The 16,976-nt window shown below is 68.8% G+C and carries 17 protein-coding genes and 1 pseudogene; 11 read left to right on the forward strand and 7 right to left on the reverse strand.

The window, feature by feature from the left end:
• Positions 1-17: 17 nt before the first annotated feature.
• The 3 genes from C5E41_RS15295 to C5E41_RS15305 are packed head-to-tail and all read left to right on the forward strand — an operon-like array spanning position 18 to position 3,165.
• Complete coding sequence (locus C5E41_RS15295; protein ID WP_104376652.1) at positions 18-1,001, forward strand: phosphatidylinositol mannoside acyltransferase; 984 nt, start codon at positions 18-20, stop codon at positions 999-1,001.
• Entirely contained in the window at positions 998-2,122 is a 1,125-nt protein-coding gene (locus tag C5E41_RS15300; RefSeq protein WP_104376517.1) for a glycosyltransferase family 4 protein, read from the forward strand. The genes C5E41_RS15295 and C5E41_RS15300 overlap by 4 nt, the downstream gene beginning before the upstream one ends.
• Positions 2,122-3,165: an NUDIX hydrolase gene (locus tag C5E41_RS15305; protein ID WP_104376653.1), complete on the forward strand. Its 1,044-nt coding sequence runs from the start codon at positions 2,122-2,124 to the stop codon at positions 3,163-3,165. The genes C5E41_RS15300 and C5E41_RS15305 overlap by 1 nt, the downstream gene beginning before the upstream one ends.
• A 376-nt stretch (positions 3,166-3,541) precedes the next feature.
• On the opposite strand, the gene C5E41_RS15310 is transcribed toward C5E41_RS15305, so the two are convergent.
• From C5E41_RS15310 to C5E41_RS15325, 4 genes are read right to left on the reverse strand one after another with little or no spacing between them, the layout of a single operon-like run.
• Positions 3,542-4,774, reverse strand: coding sequence for an NAD(P)/FAD-dependent oxidoreductase (locus C5E41_RS15310; protein WP_104376518.1), 1,233 nt, complete (start codon positions 4,772-4,774; stop codon positions 3,542-3,544).
• Complete coding sequence (locus C5E41_RS15315) at positions 4,771-4,953, reverse strand: rubredoxin (RefSeq protein ID WP_036502897.1); 183 nt, start codon at positions 4,951-4,953, stop codon at positions 4,771-4,773. The genes C5E41_RS15310 and C5E41_RS15315 overlap by 4 nt, the downstream gene beginning before the upstream one ends.
• Before the next feature lies 1 nt (position 4,954).
• Positions 4,955-5,152: a rubredoxin gene (locus C5E41_RS15320; protein ID WP_104376519.1), complete on the reverse strand. Its 198-nt coding sequence runs from the start codon at positions 5,150-5,152 to the stop codon at positions 4,955-4,957.
• Entirely contained in the window at positions 5,152-6,375 is a 1,224-nt protein-coding gene (locus C5E41_RS15325) for an alkane 1-monooxygenase (protein ID WP_104376520.1), read from the reverse strand. Before C5E41_RS15325 ends, C5E41_RS15320 begins: the two co-directional genes overlap by 1 nt.
• A gap of 205 nt (positions 6,376-6,580) precedes the next feature.
• Between C5E41_RS15325 and C5E41_RS15330 the strand changes: the two genes are divergently transcribed.
• Entirely contained in the window at positions 6,581-7,195 is a 615-nt protein-coding gene (locus C5E41_RS15330; protein WP_258080999.1) for a TetR/AcrR family transcriptional regulator, read from the forward strand.
• Positions 7,196-7,719: 524 nt separating this feature from the next.
• Positions 7,720-8,622, forward strand: coding sequence for a pyridoxal 5'-phosphate synthase lyase subunit PdxS (gene pdxS / locus C5E41_RS15335; protein WP_030513899.1), 903 nt, complete (start codon positions 7,720-7,722; stop codon positions 8,620-8,622).
• Between the two features lie 201 nt (positions 8,623-8,823).
• On the opposite strand, the pseudogene C5E41_RS15340 reads toward pdxS, so the two are convergent.
• A pseudogene (locus C5E41_RS15340) lies at positions 8,824-8,929 on the reverse strand (VOC family protein); the annotation flags it as partial.
• Between the two features lie 45 nt (positions 8,930-8,974).
• Between C5E41_RS15340 and C5E41_RS15345 the strand changes: the two are divergent.
• On the forward strand, positions 8,975-9,964 hold the full coding sequence (locus tag C5E41_RS15345) for a LysR family transcriptional regulator (RefSeq protein ID WP_104376522.1): 990 nt from the start codon (positions 8,975-8,977) through the stop codon (positions 9,962-9,964).
• A 52-nt stretch (positions 9,965-10,016) separates the two neighbouring features.
• On the opposite strand, the gene C5E41_RS15350 is transcribed toward C5E41_RS15345, so the two are convergent.
• Positions 10,017-10,628 carry a hypothetical protein gene (locus C5E41_RS15350; protein WP_104376523.1) on the reverse strand — a complete coding sequence of 204 codons (612 nt, stop codon included), beginning with the start codon at positions 10,626-10,628 and terminating at the stop codon, positions 10,017-10,019.
• A gap of 186 nt (positions 10,629-10,814) precedes the next feature.
• On the opposite strand from C5E41_RS15350, the gene C5E41_RS15355 reads away from it, so the two are divergent.
• The 4 genes from C5E41_RS15355 to C5E41_RS15370 all read left to right on the forward strand — a co-directional run bounded on the left by C5E41_RS15355 (position 10,815) and on the right by C5E41_RS15370 (position 14,750).
• Positions 10,815-12,248: an MFS transporter gene (locus tag C5E41_RS15355; protein WP_104376524.1), complete on the forward strand. Its 1,434-nt coding sequence runs from the start codon at positions 10,815-10,817 to the stop codon at positions 12,246-12,248.
• An 81-nt stretch (positions 12,249-12,329) separates the two neighbouring features.
• On the forward strand, positions 12,330-13,145 hold the full coding sequence (locus tag C5E41_RS15360) for an acyl-CoA thioesterase (RefSeq protein ID WP_104376654.1): 816 nt from the start codon (positions 12,330-12,332) through the stop codon (positions 13,143-13,145).
• A 67-nt stretch (positions 13,146-13,212) separates the two neighbouring features.
• Entirely contained in the window at positions 13,213-13,875 is a 663-nt protein-coding gene (gene pdxT / locus C5E41_RS15365) for a pyridoxal 5'-phosphate synthase glutaminase subunit PdxT (protein ID WP_104376525.1), read from the forward strand.
• 122 nt (positions 13,876-13,997) lie between these two features.
• Complete coding sequence (locus C5E41_RS15370) at positions 13,998-14,750, forward strand: YebC/PmpR family DNA-binding transcriptional regulator (RefSeq protein ID WP_104376526.1); 753 nt, start codon at positions 13,998-14,000, stop codon at positions 14,748-14,750.
• A gap of 57 nt (positions 14,751-14,807) precedes the next feature.
• Here C5E41_RS15370 and C5E41_RS15375 read toward each other — a convergent pair whose 3' ends face one another.
• On the reverse strand, positions 14,808-16,283 hold the full coding sequence (locus C5E41_RS15375; RefSeq protein ID WP_104376527.1) for an alpha/beta hydrolase: 1,476 nt from the start codon (positions 16,281-16,283) through the stop codon (positions 14,808-14,810).
• 145 nt (positions 16,284-16,428) lie between these two features.
• On the opposite strand from C5E41_RS15375, the gene C5E41_RS15380 reads away from it, so the two are divergent.
• A complete protein-coding gene (locus C5E41_RS15380) occupies positions 16,429-16,947 on the forward strand; it encodes an O-acetyl-ADP-ribose deacetylase (protein ID WP_104376528.1) in 519 nt (172 codons plus the stop codon).
• The last annotated feature ends 29 nt before the right edge of the window (positions 16,948-16,976 follow it).

Consider the following 16,976-nt stretch of genomic DNA (forward strand, 5'->3'; position numbering starts at 1 on the left):
GTACGGGCGTGACGCAGATGAGGGCGGCGCTGACCGACGGGGCCTACGCGGCCGGGTGGCGACTGGTGCGGGGGCTGCCGGAGCGCACCGCGCGCCGCTGGTTCGACTTCGGCGGCGATTGGGCGGCCCGGCGCGCGAACCGTGCCACCCATCGCGGCCAGGGGCCGAATCAGCTGCGCCGCAACCTCGCCCGGGTGCTGGGCGTCGACCCGCTCGCGGTCCCCGACGAGTTGATCCACGCCTCCATGCGCTCGTATGCCCGGTACTGGCGCGAGGCGTTCCGGCTGCCCGCCCTCGACCATGCGGCACTGGCGGATTCGCCGCTCATGCCGACACCCGATGGGGTGGAACATCTGGACGCCGCGCTCGCCGAGGGACGCGGCGTGGTCTTCGTGCTGCCGCATTCGGGGAACTGGGATATGGCCGGGGTGTGGCTGGTGCAGCACTACGGCAGCTTCGCCACGGTGGCCGAACGGCTGCAACCGGAATCGCTGTTCGAGCGCTTCGTGGCCTATCGGGAAAGCCTGGGCTTCGAGGTGTTCGCGTTGACCGGCGGCGAGCAGCCGCCGTTCCGGCAGCTCGCGCAGCGGTTGCGCGACAACAAGGTGGTCTGCCTGATGGGCGAGCGCGACCTCACCGGCAAGGGCGTGCCGGTGGAGTTCTTCGGCGAACGCACCTGGATGCCGGCGGGTGCGGCGAAATTGGCGATCGAGACCGGCGCCGCGCTGATGCCGGTGCACGCCTGGTTCACGGTGGACGAGCAGGGCCGCGAGGGCTGGGGACTGAAAACCGAAGCACCGCTGGATGTTTCGGACGGTGTCGCCGCTGCCACACAGCAGCTGGCGAATCGGTTCGCGGCCAATATCGCCGAACACCCCGCCGACTGGCATATGTTGCAGCCGCTGTGGGAGGGGGATCTGTCCGCTCAGCGCCTGGAGCGGATCGCCGCCGCGCGGGCCGTGCGCGGCGGTGAGCGGCCGGCCGGAGACGCGGTGTCATGAGAATCGGCATGGTCTGCCCGTACTCGTTCGACGTGCCGGGCGGAGTGCAGTCACATGTCGTGGAGTTGGCGCAGGTGCTGATCGAGCGCGGCCACAAGGTGAGTGTGCTGGCCCCGGCCTCCGACGACACCGAACTGCCGGAATTCGTCGTCTCGGCCGGGAAGGCGGTGGCGATTCCGTACAACGGTTCGGTGGCGCGGCTGTCGTTCGGGCCGACCGCCTACACCCGGCTGCGGCGCTGGATCTCCGACAACGACTTCGAGGTGCTGCACGTCCACGAACCCAACGCCCCGAGTATCTCGATGCTGGCGCTGAAGGTGGCCGAGGGACCCATTGTGGCCACCTTCCATACCTCCACCACGAGGTCGCTGGTGCTGGCGACCTTCCAGGGCGTGCTGCGGCCGTATCACGAGAAGATCAGCGGGCGGATCGCGGTCTCGGAGCTGGCGCGGCGCTGGCAGGTGGAGGCGCTGGGCAGCGACGCGGTCGAGATCCCGAACGGGGTCGACGTGCCCGCGTTCGCGAATGCGCCACTGCTGCAAGGGTATCCGCGAGCGGGAGGGACGGTGCTGTTCCTCGGTCGCTACGACGAGCCACGCAAGGGGATGGCCGTGCTGCTGGGCGCACTGCCCACACTGGTGGCCCGGCATCCGGACGTGGAAATCCTGATCGTCGGCCGGGGGGACGAGGAACGGCTGCGCCGGGAAGCGGGCGTTCACGCCGGACATCTGCGTTTCCTCGGTCAGGTCTCGGATGCGGAGAAGGCGTCCGCGATGCGCAGTGCCGATGTGTACTGCGCGCCGAATCTGGGCGGGGAGAGTTTCGGCATCGTGCTGGTGGAGGCGATGGCCGCCGGAACCGCAGTGGTGGCCAGCGAATTGGACGCCTTCCGCCGGGTATTGCGCGACGGGACCGCGGGAGTGCTGGTGCCGGTGGGTGATTCCGCGGCGCTGGCCGAGGCGATCGACGGGTTGCTCACCGACCGCGCCCGCCGCGAGGATCTGGTGCGCACCGCGGACCAGGTTGTCGGCGAATACGATTGGCCGGTCGTAGCCGAACAGATTCTGCGGGTGTACGAGACGGTTACCGTCGGCGACGCCCGGGTGAGGACCGCTGGATGATCACCTTCTCCGCGACGACCATTCTGGTCCTCGCGCTGATCGCGGCGGTGATCATCGCCACCGGAGTATGGGCCTACTCCACCGCCAACCGGCTCGACCGGCTGCACGTGCGCAGTGACCAGGCCCGCGACGCCCTGGAGTCCGCCTTGGCTCGGCGCGCCGTGGTGGCCCGCACGGTCGCGATCTCGATGGCCGGGCCGATGTCGGAGTCCACGGCGGCGGAGCAGTCCAAACGGCTGATCGCATTGGCCGACCGCGCCGAACGGGCCGACTGGAACGACCGCGAAACCGCGGAGAACCAGCTCGCGGCCGCGCTGTCCGCGGTCGACATCACCTCGTTGCGGCCACAGCTGGTGGCTGAACTCGCCGACGCCGAGGCACGGGTGCTGATCGCGCGCCGCTTCCACAACGACGCCGTGCGCGACACCCTGGCGCTGCGCACCCGGCGCCCGGTGCGGTTGCTGCACCTCGGCGGTACCGCGCCGCTGCCCACCTATTTCGAGATCGCGGAACGGGTCACCCCGGCGGCGACCACCGGACTCGAGGTCGACACCGTGCGTACCTCGGCCCGGGTGGTGCTGCTCGACGACGACGATCGCGTGCTGTTGATGCGCGGCCACGACCCCCAGACTCCCGATTCGCCGTTCTGGTTCACCGTCGGCGGCGGCATCGAACCGGGGGAGACGCTGCGGGCCGCGGCGGTGCGCGAGGTCTGGGAGGAAACGGGTCTGGCACTGGACTCCACGCTGCTGCGCGGCCCGATCTGGCGGCGGGTCGCGGTATTTCCGTTCAACGGCGAGCTGATCCGCTCCGAGGAACTGTTCTTCGTCGCCCGCGTGCGCTGGTTCGACCCGAAACCCGCCGATCCGACCGTCTGGGAACGACGCTGCGTCACCGCCTATCGCTGGTGCCTGCCGCCGGATATCGCCGAACTCGACCGGATCGGCGAAACGGTATACCCGTATCACTTGGACAACCTGCTGGCCGAGGCGCTCACCGCCGCCGGTTCCGATACCGAGCCGGAGGTTCGGTCCATCCGCTGAGCCGTGCGCTCCGGCGGGTCACCTCATGCCGCGGCGTATCCGGCGAATTCCCGCGCGTCAGTGGGCGGCGGCGTTCATCCGGCGGTCTCCTTCGTCCGTCCAACCGGCTCACGCACCGGCCAACTGTGTGAAAGACGCAAGGTATCCGCCTCTTTCGAGACCGGCGACCCCGCGTACGCCCCACCGCCGGCAATGCCGTAGCTCGACAACCCGCTTCTGGTCGTAGACCGCCACCGTGGTCGGAGAGGCTGTCACCGACCACGGTGGGCAGCGGTCAGCGCGACCGGGGCCGTGCTTCCGTGTGGATAATCCGGCTCCGGTACGCCCGGAGGCAGGTGTACGCCCAGCGCTGTCGCACGGTTCGCGGAGCGACCGGTCAGCGCCGGCCGGACAGTTCCGTGGCGGTTGCCAGCTCCTGCAGGGCAATGGTCGTGTCGGACCACGTTTCGGGAGCGTGAGTCGTTCGGGCGGCGATGAGGTGCCGTGCGGTGCGTAGGTCGGCGGGACGCCCCACGGCCGCCGCGGCGACCAGTCGACCCGCTCGCAGGCACAGGGCGATGAACTGGCTGGGAGTGTCGGTGGTGCGGACCACGACATCGTCCTCGGGGTGCGGTCGTCCCGCGAATTGGATCGTAACGCCGTACTGCGTGGTCCAGCCCCAGGTGATCTCCTCGGCGGGGAGGGATTGTCCGAGAACGGATTTCGCCACGGCGATCCCGTGTGCCTGCGCACTGTTCCATTGTTCGGTGCGCCGGTGGACCCTGAACTCCGGGTCGTAGACCGCGGCGGCGTCACCGGCGGCGAAGATATTCGGCGCCGAGGTCGTATAGGACTCGTCGACGAGGATCCCGTCCCCGACGGCGAGTCCGGCCCGCCGGGCCAGTTCGGTCTCCGGTTCCGCGCCGATCGCGACGAGGACCGCGGCGGCGGTCCACGCACGTCCGTCGACGGCGGTGGCCCGGATATCGCCGGCGCCACCGTCGATGCGGTCCAGCACCACCGCGTCATGGATGTCGACGCCGTTGCCGGCGTGCAGGTTTCGGCAGTGCGCGCCGATCACCGCCGGGGCCACCCGCTCCAGCGGAGCATCGCCCGCGTGCACGAGCGTCACCGCCGCCCCGAGTACACGCGCCGTCGCGGCGGCTTCGCAGCCGACCAGGCCGCCGCCCACCACGAGCAGCGATCCACCGGCCACCACGGCCGCGCGCAACGTGTCGGCGTCCGCGGCGGTGCGCAGCGTGTAGGCGCCCGATTCGGGACCGGGTAGTTCTCGGGCGCGCGCGCCCGTGGCGAGCACGAGGGCGTCGTAGCCGAGAACTTCGCCGGTGCCCAGCTGTAGCCGGTCGCGCTCGACGTCGATACCCTCGACCGGGGTTCCCGGGCGGACCTCGATGTCGAGTTCGCGCCACGAGTCCGCGGACTCGAGCAGGAGCCGGCGTTCGTTCGCGGTGCCGGCCAGCAATTCCTTGGAGACCATCGGGCGGCGGTAGGGTAGTCGGTCCTCGGCGCCGAGCAGCACGATCTCGCCGGTGTAGCCCTCTGTGCGCAGGGTGCGGGCGGCGGTCGCGCCCGCGACCCCCGCACCCACGACGACGACGCGTCCGGTCATGCGCGACTGACCTCGACCATCTCGAAATCCGCCTTGGCCGCACCGCAATCGGGGCAGGACCAGTCGTCGGGGATGTCGTCCCACCGGGTGCCCGGCGCGATGCCGTCCTCGGGCCAGCCGAGTGCCTCGTCGTATTCGAATCCGCATTGCAGGCAACGGAACAGTTTGTAGTCGGTCATATCAGGCGCCTTTCGTCGCGGTCGGATTGTGGCTCGCGGGATCGGCGTCGAAATCCAGCTTTTCCCGCACGCCGCAGTCGGGGCAGCACCAGTCGTCGGGTATCGCCGACCACGCGGTGCCGGGCGGAAAGCCCTCCCGTGGTGCGCCCTCGGTTTCGTCGTACACGTAATCGCAGACGGGGCAACGGAATCGAGACATCAGGCGACCCCGTACTTCGTGAGGACCCGATCGCGCTTGCCGGGCTGGATGTTGACGCGGGTGATGTCACCGCCGTAGTGCGCGAGCACCCGCTGGTCCATCACGCGGCGCCACAGCGGCGGGAAATAGGCGACGGTGATCATGCTGGCGTAGCCGCTGGGCAGATTCGGCGCGCCGTCCATACTGCGCAACGTCTGATAGCGCCGGGTGGGGTTGGCGTGATGGTCGCTGTGGCGCTGCAGGTGGTAGAGGAAGATGTTGGTGACGATGTGGTCGGAGTTCCAGCTGTGCTGCGGCGTGCAGCGTTCGTAGCGTCCAGCCGCCGTGCGCTGCCGCAGCAAGCCGTAGTGCTCGAGATAGTTGACCGTCTCCAGCAGCGAGAATCCGTACACCGCTTGCAGCACCAGGAAGGGAAGTACACCGGGGCCGAAGATCGCGGCCAATGCGCACCACAGCACCACCGACATCAGCCAGGCGTTGAGCACGTCGTTGTGAATCGTCCACGGCCGCTTGCCGATCCGCTGCAGTCGAGTCTTCTCGAGCGACCAGGACGAGCGCAGGCTGCCCCACACACTGCGCGGCAGGAAGGTCCAGAACGATTCGCCGAACCGGGAAGTGGCCGGATCCTCCGGCGTCGCCACCCGCACGTGGTGGCCGCGGTTGTGCTCGATGTAGAAGTGGCCGTAGAGCGTCTGCGCCAGCGTGATCTTCGACAGCCAGCGCTCCAGTTCGTCCTTCTTGTGGCCGAGTTCGTGCGCGGTGTTGATGCCGATACCGCCCATCATGCCGATGCTGAACGCCAGACCGATCTTCGAGACCAGGCTCAGCCCGCCGTCGATGCCCAGCCAAGACAGATCGGCCGCGCTCCACAGATAGCAGGCGAACACCAGGCTGAGCAGCTGGAACGGGATGTAGGCGTAGACGCACCAGCGGTAGTAGCGGTCGTTTTCGAGCTGGTCCATCACCTCGTCGGGCGGATTCTCTCCGTCGGGCCCGAAGAATCGGTCGACGATCGGCAGCAGGACGTGCACCAGCAGCGGCCCGATCCACCACCACACGGGCGCCGCGTGGTGCCAGCCCAGTTGACTGAACAGCCACACCAGGCCGGTGGCGAGCAGGACCGCGGTCGGCGGGACGAGGCCGAACAGCCAGAGATGGCGCTTGCGGTCGCGCCACTGCGGCGGCGCAGTCCGGGCCGGATCGCCGATTCGGGACGTGGTCACGGAGTTCTCCTCACGAACGATGCGCGGACTGCGCGCATGGAACGGTGCGCCCGGCGTACGGAATGTACGGACGGGGTCGGGGCCGAAGCGGCAGCCCGTTCACCTCGACACATTTACACTTTCTGAAGAAGTGTTTCCATTGAATACAGATGGAGTGTGATTGTCAATAGTCGGACAGTTTTCCGGACCGTGTACGATCGTGGGCGTGGCTACCGCGCCGAACTTCCAATCCGATATGCGCCGACTTCTGCGCGAACGCGTCATCGAAACCGCTCGCGGCCTGGTCTGTACCGAGGGCTGGGGTGCGGTGAACATGTCTCGGGTGGCCAAGGAGGTCGGTGTCAGCCGGCCGGTGCTGTACAAGGAGATCGGCACCAAACAGGACCTCGCCGATGTGGTGATCGCGAACGAGGTGGACGTCTTCCTGGCCGGGATCGTCGAGAAGCTGGCGGCCCACCCCGACGATGTGATCGCCGGCCTGATCGCGGCCGTCGAGTTCACCCTGCGCGGCGGCGCGGACAATATGCTGCTGAAGGCGGTGCTGTCGGGCCGCTCGGCGTCGGATACCGCGCTGCTGCCGGCGCTGATGACCGAACCGGAACCGGTGCTCGGCCGGGCGATCGCCACGGTGACCGCGACGGTTCGCGCGCAATACGATCTGGCCTCGGTAGGTGACGAGGAGCTGGCGCCGGTCGCCGAAACCGTTGTGCGCCTTGCCCTCAGTCATCTGTTCCAGCCGACCGGGCCGGTCGAGCGGGCGCTGGAGCAGATCCGGGTCGTCGCGGTCGGGCTGTTCGAGCCACTGCTGTCCGAGGTGTGACGATCCGAGGTCTGGCCGTTCGACGATGGGAGACGCTGGCTGTCAACGCATTTCGTCGGACATTCGCCGATCTCGCCGATACCCGGCCGTTGCCGCTGTGTGACAGGTCACCATCGGCTAGGGTCGAAACCGGTTTGCCGCACACCGAATCCGGCGAACCGGTGTGTGGAGGTGAGGTACCGAATGCCTATGTCCTATCTGCTGTACGACTTCCTGCTGCCGTATATCGGCGAGCAGGCCGCGACGTACTGGGCGCAGCTGTTCGTCGTCGACCCGATCTGACGGACAGGTGGCGGCGGCCTGCGGTCACGGTCGTCCGGCGCCACGGGTACCCGCCCTCGGCGCGCCCGTAGCGACGCCGTAGCGGCCGCCTCGCCCGGCCTGCGATTCCGGCCGGGGCGGCGGACCAGTCCAGTGCTCTCGGACTGGCTATCTAGTGGCCTGATCGGGGCGCCTAGAATCGTGGAGGTTCGCATCGCAGCGATACCTCCTCGAACGAATCCCCGATAATCAGGAGTTTGCCCGTGACAACGCCCGACACCACCTCGACGACCGGCACCGCTCGCGTGAAGCGCGGCATGGCCGAGATGCTCAAGGGCGGGGTGATCATGGACGTCGTCACCGCCGATCAGGCCAAGATCGCCGAGGATGCCGGCGCGGTCGCGGTGATGGCGCTCGAGCGGGTTCCCGCCGACATCCGCGCCCAGGGCGGCGTCGCGCGGATGAGCGACCCGGACCTGATCGACGGCATCGTCAACGCCGTCTCCATCCCGGTCATGGCCAAGGCGCGCATCGGTCACTTCGTCGAGGCGCAGATCCTGCAGAGCCTCGGTGTCGACTACATCGACGAGTCCGAGGTGCTGACCCCCGCCGACTACGCCAACCACATCGACAAGTGGCAGTTCACCGTGCCGTTCGTCTGCGGTGCCACCAACTTGGGCGAGGCGCTGCGCCGCATCACCGAGGGCGCGGCCATGATCCGCTCCAAGGGCGAGGCCGGCACCGGTGACGTGTCCAACGCGACCACCCACATGCGCAAGATCCGCGCCGAGATCCGCCACCTGCAGTCGCTTCCGGAGGACGAGCTGTTCGTGGCCGCCAAGGAACTGCAGGCGCCCTACGAGCTGGTCCGTGAGATCGCCGAAACCGGCAAGCTGCCCGTGGTGCTGTTCACCGCCGGTGGTATCGCCACCCCCGCCGATGCCGCGATGATGATGCAGCTGGGCGCCGAGGGTGTCTTCGTCGGCTCCGGCATCTTCAAATCCGGTAACCCGGCCGAGCGCGCCGCCGCCATCGTCAAGGCCACCACCTTCTACGACGACCCCGATGTGCTCGCGAAGGTGTCGCGCGGCCTGGGTGAGGCCATGGTCGGCATCAATGTCGAGGAGATTCCGGAGCCGCACCGCCTCGCCGAGCGCGGCTGGTAATCCGGTCGGAAGACTTTCCGAGACAACGACTTTCGCCGGGCATCCGTCGAGGACGGCCCGGCTTCGTCGTATGCGGGGGTGATCGCGCCGCAACTCGGCGACATCCACCGTGAGCGCGTATCCCGGGGCGTGCGGTCGGCGCCCACCCGTCCTGCGCGATCGCCCCGATCCGATTCCGCGCCGTGAACGGCGCGAGCGCGGCGGTGTGACCGGGGTGAAGAAGTTGACCAGGTTGCCGTCCGGGTCGCGGACCAGCAACGACCGGTTGCCCCCACGGCATCGTGGTCGGTTCGGCGACGATACCGGTGCCGGACAGCACCGATCGACGATTCGAGACAGGGGACTACATCCGATGGTTGGGTCAGGGGCTGTGGGCCGGGACCTCGATCTGGCGGCGGTGCGGGCGTTCGTCGCCGCGGCCGAGGAGCGGCAGTTCAGTCTCGCCGCCGTCGTTCTCGGCATCAGTCAGCAGGCCGTGTCGAAGCGGATAGCGAAGCTGGAGGCCCAGCTCGGGACGGCGCTGTTCGACCGCGTACCCGCTGGCATAGTGCCGACCGCCGCTGGCACGCGGCTGCTGCCGCACGCGCGAGCGCTGGTGGCGGTGGCCGAGACCGCGGTGGCGGCGGTCTGTGAGATGCCGCGCCCGCTGCGCGTCGCGGTGCAGGGCGAGCGCCAGGGCGCGACCGAGCAGATGCGGTTCTACCTCGACCGCAACCCCGGCGCCGAGACCGAGATCGTGATCTCGAACGTCTTCGTGACGTCGCGGGACATGGTGGTGCACGGCCGCGCCGACGCCGCATTCGCCCGCCCCTCGGGCGGCCCCCGCCCCCTGCCGCCCGATATCGCGGCCGTTCCCGCCTACGTCGATCCGGTGCATCTGCTCGTCGGCAGGGACCATCCGCTGGCCGGGCGCTCGGCGGTGCCGCTCGCCGAGCTGGCCGCCTACACGGTGTGGATTCCGGGCGCCGGGGTGGCGTCGGAATGGGCCGACTTCTATCGCGAACTGAGTGAATTCTGCGGTGTCACCATCGATACGACACCGCGCGACCGCACCCGGTTCCCCGGGCCCGACGGTATCGAAGCCATGCTCGCACGCATCGCGGAATCCGACACCCTGGCCACCGTCAGCAGCGATCATTTCCGCAATCCGTGGCACCCGCACATCCGGCGGGTGCCGATCGTCGACCCGACGCCGGCCTATCCGCATGCGCTGCTGTGGTCGACCGCCAACACCCATCCGGGGCTGTCGCATCTGATCGAGCATTTCCGCACGACCTACAACCGCGACATCGCCGCCGGCTGCTGGCTGCCCGCCGCCGACCGCGAGCGATTCGCGGGCTGATCGCCGCGAATGCGGCTGCGCCCCTGCGCATTCGGTTCGGGACCGACGCAGATCAGGAACCGGTACGCACGGCCGGGCGGTCCGGATGATCCCAGCGCACATCGAAGGTGGGCATGTCGTCGTGCTCGCGCTCGTGGCGCAGTAGCGCGGGCACGGTCCATCGGTCGGCGGGATCGGTTCGGCGCAGCAGTGCCGATTCCGACATCTGCAACCGCACGGTGACATCGAAATCCAAACCCCGGCCGAGCAACATCGGTCCCGCGACCACCAGGACGAGGCCCGGTTCGGCCGACTGCATGCGCGCCCGAGCGGATCGATCCTCGACTTCGTCCCACAGCGCGGGCAGCCACCGCCCGCGCCGGCGTACCGCTTCCAGCACTTCCCGATCCAGGGCGGCATAGTCGAACCAGGCTGTGCGATAGGTCGCCTCGTCGCGCCCGAACTCCAGCCGCAGCGATGCCGGGCGAACGAAGTCGTGCAACCACACCCGCTCGGCGGGCCGCCCCCGCGTGCGGATCCGTTCGACGATCCGATCGGCCGGTTCGCGCGGCCGGGCGCCGTCGGCCCCGTCGACGGCTACCACGACCGGCCCCGGCAGAGCGAGAGCGGCCGCGGCGACCCGCTCGATCAGCCCGTCCACGGCGATCGGTTCGTATGCGGGCATCCGCCTATCATGCCCGGCGCCGCGCGGATCGCGGAGAGTCGCCCGCTGCCTGGGTTTGCCATCGCATAGCCTGAGCGGGTCGATTCCGGGACACGGCGGTACCTGCGAGGCGATCGAACCCCCTCCGCGGAGCCCCGCCGGGGTCGGCGATCGACGGTGGTCGTGAACTCGAGGAGGTCGTGGTCCGTGGCGGTGCTGGTCCCGCGTGAACATCCGAGGCGGTGGTCGCTCGACGACATCGTCGTCACCGATCCACCGATCATCCGGCGGGCGATCGGCGCCGCGAGTATCGGCAACATCACCGAGTGGTACGACTTCGGCGTCTACGCGTATTTCGAGCCGACCATCAAGGACGTGTTCTTTTCCCATCTCGGGGACACCGCCGGCACGATCGCTACCTTCGGGCTGTTCGCGGTGGCATTCCTCGTCCGCCCGTTCGGCGGGATGTTCTTCGGGCCACTGGCCGACCGCGTCGGCCGCAACCAGGTGCTCGCCACCACGATGATCCTGATGGCGGCCGGCACGTTCGCCATCGGCTGTATCCCGGATCAGAACACGATCGGGATCTGGGCCCCGATGTTGTTGCTGTGCGCGCGGTTGCTGCAGGGTTTCTCGACCGGTGGCGAATACGGCAACGCCATGACCTTCATCGCCGAATACGCACCCGACCGGCGGCGCGGATTCCTCGGCAGCTGGCTGGAATTCGGCACCTTCACCGGATATCTGCTGGGCGCCCTGGTGGTCACGCTCGCCGACGCCACCCTCACCGACGAGCAGCTGCTGTCCTGGGGCTGGCGGCTGCCGTTCTTCGTCGCCTTGCCGCTGGGTGTCGTCGGCGTCTACTTGCGGATGCGGCTGGCCGACACCCCGGCCTTCGCCGCCCTGGAGAAGGAATCCGAGGAACGGGAGAAGGCGAACAAGACCGGCGAGGAGGCGAAGATCCTGGCCCGGCTGTGGCCGTACGTGCTGGTCTGCATGGGACTGGTGGTCGTGTGGAATGTCACCAACTACATGCTGACCTCCTATATGCCGACCTACGTCACCTCGACCGTGCCCGACCGAACCGGCGGCGGCGTGTCCGCCTCGGCGTCGCAGTGGCTGCAGATCGCGGTGATGGCCATCGCGCTGCTGACCATCCCGGTGATCGGCCTGATCTCCGATCGGGTCGGCCGCAAACCGATCATCTGGGCCGGCATCATCGCGCTGCTGGTGCTGGCGTTTCCGATGGTCCTGCTGGTGCGCACCGACAACGCGTTCGCCGTGTTCCTGGGCCTGCTCATGATGGGCCTGACCCTCATCTGCTTCAGCGCGACCATGCCATCCACCCTGCCGTCGCTGTTCCCCACGAAGGTGCGCGGGGCGGGGCTGTCGGTGTCGTTCAACGTCGCGGTCTCGCTGTTCGCCGGCACCACCTCGGTGGTGGTCGGCGCGCTCGTGGGCGTGACGGGCGATCTGAACTGGCCGGCGTACTACCTGATCATCGCGGGGCTGGTGGGTGCGATCTCGGTGTACTTCCTGCAGGAGCCCAACGGCCGGCACATGTGGGGCTCGGCGCCGGCCGCGCGGTCCGCGGAAGAGGCGAGGGAACTGATCGGATCGCAGGGCGAGCGGGCGTCGTGAGCGGTGTCACGGCGGAGGGTCGCGCCGGGTCGGGGTCGCCATCGCTTAGCCTGAGCGGGGCACGTGGCGGAAGGACGGTACATGGCGACGATCGAAGAGGCACTGGAGATCGAGCGGCTCGAGCGGGACATCTTCCGCGGCGCGATCATCAAATCGCAGCTGGCGCGCACATTCGGCGGTCAGGTTGCCGGGCAGGCGCTGGTCTCGGCCGTACGCACCGTGGAACCGCGCTTCGAGGTGCATTCGCTGCACGGATACTTCCTGCGCCCCGGCAATCCGGCCGAGCAGACCCTGTACCTGGTGGAACGGATTCGCGACGGTCGCTCGTTCTGCACCCGCCGGGTCACCGGGGTCCAGGACGGCGAGGCGATCTTCACCATGTCGGCGTCCTTCCACGTCGGCGACGAGGGCCCCGAACATCAGGACCGGATGCCGGAAGTTCCCCTGCCGCAGGACATTCCGGACGAACGCGCGGCGATGAGCCCGGAGCGGCTGTTGCTGATGCGGGAATGGGAGCACTGGGACATCCGGCTGGTCCCGCAGGAACAGGTGGTGCGGCGCGACGGCCTGGCCTCGCAGCAGCAGGTCTGGTTCCGCTACCGCCACCCGCTGCCCGACGACCCGCTGTTCCACGTCTGCACCCTCGCCTACATGAGCGATATGACCCTGCTCGGTTCGTCGAAGGTCACCCACCTCGACGAACCGACCCAGGACGCGTCGCTGGACCACGCGATGTGGTTCCTACGCCCCTTCCGCGCCGACGAATGGCTGCTCTACGACCAGAATTCACCGTCCGCTGGCTACGGCCGCGCGCTCACCAGCGGGCGGATCTTCAACCAGCGCGGACAGTTCGTCGCCCAGGTCGTGCAGGAAGGGCTCATCCGCACACCGCGGTAGGTGAGCGGCGCCACAACGGCGGTGGCCGCGGGCCGCGGCCGCGCCGCGCGACTCGTATGCTCGTGCCGTGAAACCGACCATTGGCGTGCTGGCTCTGCAGGGTGACGTGCGTGAGCACTTCCACGCGCTGGCCGCGTGCGATGCCGAACCGGTGAGTGTGCGACGGGAATCGGAACTCGAGTCCGTCGACGCGCTCGTGCTGCCCGGCGGCGAATCCACCGCGATCAGCAAACTGCTCGAGGTGTTCGAGTTGCTGGAGCCGCTGCGGGCGCGGCTGCGCGCGGGTATGCCGGCCTTCGGCTCGTGTGCCGGGATGATCCTGCTGGCGTCGGAGGTGCTCGACACCCGTCCCGATGCGCAGTCGCTGTCCGGCATCGATATGACGGTGCGGCGCAACGCCTTCGGACGTCAGGTCGATTCCTTCGAGACCGATCTCGACTTCACCGGACTCGACGATCCCATCCGCGCGGTGTTCATCCGGGCGCCCTGGGTGGAACGTGTCGGCGACGGCGTCGAGGTCCTGGCTCGCGTCCCGCACCGCCCGCGACCGGGCACCGTGGTCGCCGAAGACCCGTCGGTGGGCGACCCGCGGGAGGCGGCGGGCCGGATCGTCGCGGTCCGGCAGGGCTCGGTCATCGCGACCTCGTTCCATCCCGAGGTGACCGGAGATCTGCGCGTGCATCGCCTGTTCGTCGACTCGGTCCGGGCCGCGGTGGCCGCCGGCACCTGACCGTTCGCCGTGCACCCCGACCGGGCGGTGGCGGACCGGGCAGTAGACTGCACAGCGATCGCCGGAACGCAGATCGCGAATCTGCCCGGGCCTCGAGCACACCGACCTGAAGGAAGTAGGGAATGAGCGGCCACTCCAAATGGGCCACCACCAAGCACAAGAAGGCCGTGATCGATGCCAAGCGCGGCAAGATGTTCGCGAAACTGATCAAGAACATCGAGGTCGCGGCGCGCACCGGCGGTGGTGATCCTGGCGGAAACCCGACTCTCTACGACGCCATCCAGAAGGCGAAGAAGTCGTCGGTTCCCAACGACAACATCGAACGCGCCCGCAAGCGCGGCGGTGGTGAAGAGGCCGGCGGCGCCGACTGGCAGACCATCATGTACGAGGGCTACGGGCCCAATGGTGTTGCCGTGCTGATCGAATGCCTCACCGACAACCGCAATCGCGCCGCCGGTGAGGTGCGCGTGGCCATGACCCGCAACGGCGGCAATATGGCCGACCCCGGTTCGGTCGCCTACCTGTTCCACCGCAAGGGCATCGTCACGCTGGAGAAGAACGGGCTCAGCGAGGACGACGTGCTGACCGCGGTGCTCGACGCGGGCGCCGAGGAGGTCAACGACCTCGGTGATTCGTTCGAGATCATCAGCGACCCCAGCGACCTGATCGCCGTGCGCACGGCGCTGCAGGAGGCCGGCATCGATTACGACTCCGCCGAATCCGGTTTCCAGCCCTCGGTATCGGTGGCGGTCGACGCCGACGGCGCCCGCAAGGTGTTCAAACTCGTCGACGCGCTGGAAGACAGCGACGACGTGCAAAATGTGTACACCAACGTCGACGTCTCCGACGAGATCCTCGCCGAACTCGACGCCTGATCCGTACCACCGCGGGGCCGCTGCCGGATGTGCCGGCGGCGGCCCCGCGGCTTGTGATCAGGTGTGTACGGGCAGTCCGAGCCGCGCCGACACCCACGGCAGCGACGAGGTGAACGCGGCCGCAGCGAACTGCCAGGTATGCCCGCCCTGAGTGGTGTGGATGGTGCACTCGATGCCGACCGCGCGGCCCTGACCACACAGTTTCTCGGCGGCGCCGACCTCCCCGGTATCCATGACGCCGTCCTGGCCGCCGACGCCGATGCGGCTCTCGTCGACCTGCGGCATATGGAACCGGCCGCCGTCCGTACCGGTGTGGTCCGGGCGGTGCGGCGGCGTCAGATCGTCGAACAGTCCGGCGACATCGGTGTAGGGGCCGTGTTTCGCCATCACCGTCAGCGGGTCGAAGCGGTCGTAGGCGGCCGCGTCGCCGCCGTAGAGGCGGGAGATCGTCTGCTCCTTGGTTCCGGAGGTCGGGCCGACATCGCCCGCGATATCGACGAAGGTGTGGAACAGCTCCGGATGCATCACGGTCAGGTCGGTGGCGCAGGTGCCGCCCATCGACCAGCCGACCACCGCCCACTTCGCCGGGTCGGCCGGCACGCCGAAATGCGAGTCCACATACGGCACAACATCTTTCGTGAGATGGTCGGCGGCGGCGCCGCGCGGCCCGTCGACGCATTCGGTGTCGTTGTTGAAGCTGCCCGAGGAGTCGACGAAGACCAGGACGGGGGCGCTGCCGGCGTGGGTGGCGGTGAACGCGTCGACGGCGGGCATGATCTGGCCGCTGCGTAACCAGTCGGCGGGAGTGTTGAATTCGCCGCCGATCATCATCACGGCCGGTAGGGCGGGCGGGGTGGGCCCGGCGAACCACGCCGGTGGCAGGTAGACGTACTCGGTGCGGTGCTTGAATCCGCTGGCGCCGTCGCCGGTGTCGATCGGCACCACCACGCCGTTCGCGGGGTGGCTGTCGCGCATCGCGGCGAGTTCGTCCTGACCGGTCTGGTGGGGCAGCGGCCCGGCCGTCAGAGCACTCCACGCCGACTGCACACTCGGGTAATAGCCCACCCACTGGTTGAGCACCACCGCCGAACTGGCGATCGCGAACGGCACCGCCACGATCGCGGCGGTACGGTGCCACCACCGCGCACCCGGCCAGCCGACGACCACCAGCGCGATCGCGGCGACCGCCGCGCCCACCCAGATCCACAGCTGCGCCGGGGCGGGATCGGAGGCCAGGCCCTCGTTGTTCATCACGGTGCGGGCCGCGAACGCGGCCACCACCCCGAGGAGGAGGCAGATCGGCACCCGGATGAGCCACCACCGCCGGCCCCATCGCACGATCGCGATCACGAGCAGGACGGCGGCGACGATCTCGATGGTCAGCGGCAGCCAGCCGTGCAACAGCGAGACGCCGTGATGAAAACCGTTGTAGGGGTTCAGTTTCGCCGAGGGAAGCTGAGGTGGCGGGGGCGGCGCCACCGCGGTGGCGGCGGTAGGCGCGGGGGCGGTCGGCGCGGGTGTCGGCACATCCATGGGCGCTGGGAACACGGCGTAATTGTCGGTGGCGTTCCTCGAGAAACCCTGTGAACTCGCTCGGAGTCCGGTAGGGCCGCGCGGGTGGCGTAGTCGGGTGGCGAAGTCCGGCGCCGCCCGAGTCGGCGTGGGCACAATGGGACCTATGGCCGAGATCGTGCTCGTACGCGGGGATATCACCGAACAAGACGTGGACGCCGTGGTCAATGCCGCCAACTCCGGGCTGCTGGGTGGCGGTGGTGTCGACGGTGCGATCCACCGCCGCGGCGGACCCGACATCCTCGCCGCCTGCAAGCGGTTGCGGGCGACGAGCTATCCCGACGGCCTGCCCACCGGGGCGGCCGTGGCGACGACGGCCGGCAACCTTCCCGCCCGCTGGGTGATCCACACCGTCGGTCCGGTCTGGGCGGCGATACACGACCGCTCCGCCCTGCTGGCCTCCTGCTACCGCGAATCCCTGCGTGTCGCAGAGGAATTGGGTGCCCGCACGATCGCCTTCCCGGCGATCTCCACCGGTGTGTACGGCTGGCCTCTCGACGACGGCGCTCGCATCGCCCTCGACACCGTCCGGACCACCCGCACGGCCGCCACCGAGATCCGTTTCGTCCTGTTCGGCGCGACCGCTCATCGCGTCTTCGAATCCGCGCTGGCCGCACGGGAATAGCCGGCTTCGTCGCTCTGCGGTGCGCGGGG

Origin of the sequence: Nocardia nova, from assembly GCF_002933465.1 — a bacterium.
GTDB lineage: Bacteria > Actinomycetota > Actinomycetes > Mycobacteriales > Mycobacteriaceae > Nocardia > Nocardia nova_B.

Bases quoted from the DNA above. Each gene is read 5' to 3' on its own strand.
- C5E41_RS15295 (WP_104376652.1), top strand. From the start codon at position 18: ATGAGGGCGGCGCTGACCGACGGGGCCTACGCGGCCGGGTGGCGACTG.
- C5E41_RS15300 (WP_104376517.1), top strand. From the start codon at position 998: ATGAGAATCGGCATGGTCTGCCCGTACTCGTTCGACGTGCCGGGCGGA.
- C5E41_RS15310 (WP_104376518.1), bottom strand. From the start codon at position 4,774: ATGACCGGACGCGTCGTCGTCGTGGGTGCGGGGGTCGCGGGCGCGACC.
- C5E41_RS15315 (WP_036502897.1), bottom strand. From the start codon at position 4,953: ATGACCGACTACAAACTGTTCCGTTGCCTGCAATGCGGATTCGAATAC.
- C5E41_RS15320 (WP_104376519.1), bottom strand. From the start codon at position 5,152: ATGTCTCGATTCCGTTGCCCCGTCTGCGATTACGTGTACGACGAAACC.
- C5E41_RS15345 (WP_104376522.1), top strand. From the start codon at position 8,975: ATGGTTGGGTCAGGGGCTGTGGGCCGGGACCTCGATCTGGCGGCGGTG.
- C5E41_RS15350 (WP_104376523.1), bottom strand. From the start codon at position 10,628: ATGCCCGCATACGAACCGATCGCCGTGGACGGGCTGATCGAGCGGGTC.
- C5E41_RS15360 (WP_104376654.1), top strand. From the start codon at position 12,330: ATGGCGACGATCGAAGAGGCACTGGAGATCGAGCGGCTCGAGCGGGAC.
- C5E41_RS15370 (WP_104376526.1), top strand. From the start codon at position 13,998: ATGAGCGGCCACTCCAAATGGGCCACCACCAAGCACAAGAAGGCCGTG.
- C5E41_RS15375 (WP_104376527.1), bottom strand. From the start codon at position 16,283: ATGGATGTGCCGACACCCGCGCCGACCGCCCCCGCGCCTACCGCCGCC.
- C5E41_RS15380 (WP_104376528.1), top strand. From the start codon at position 16,429: ATGGCCGAGATCGTGCTCGTACGCGGGGATATCACCGAACAAGACGTG.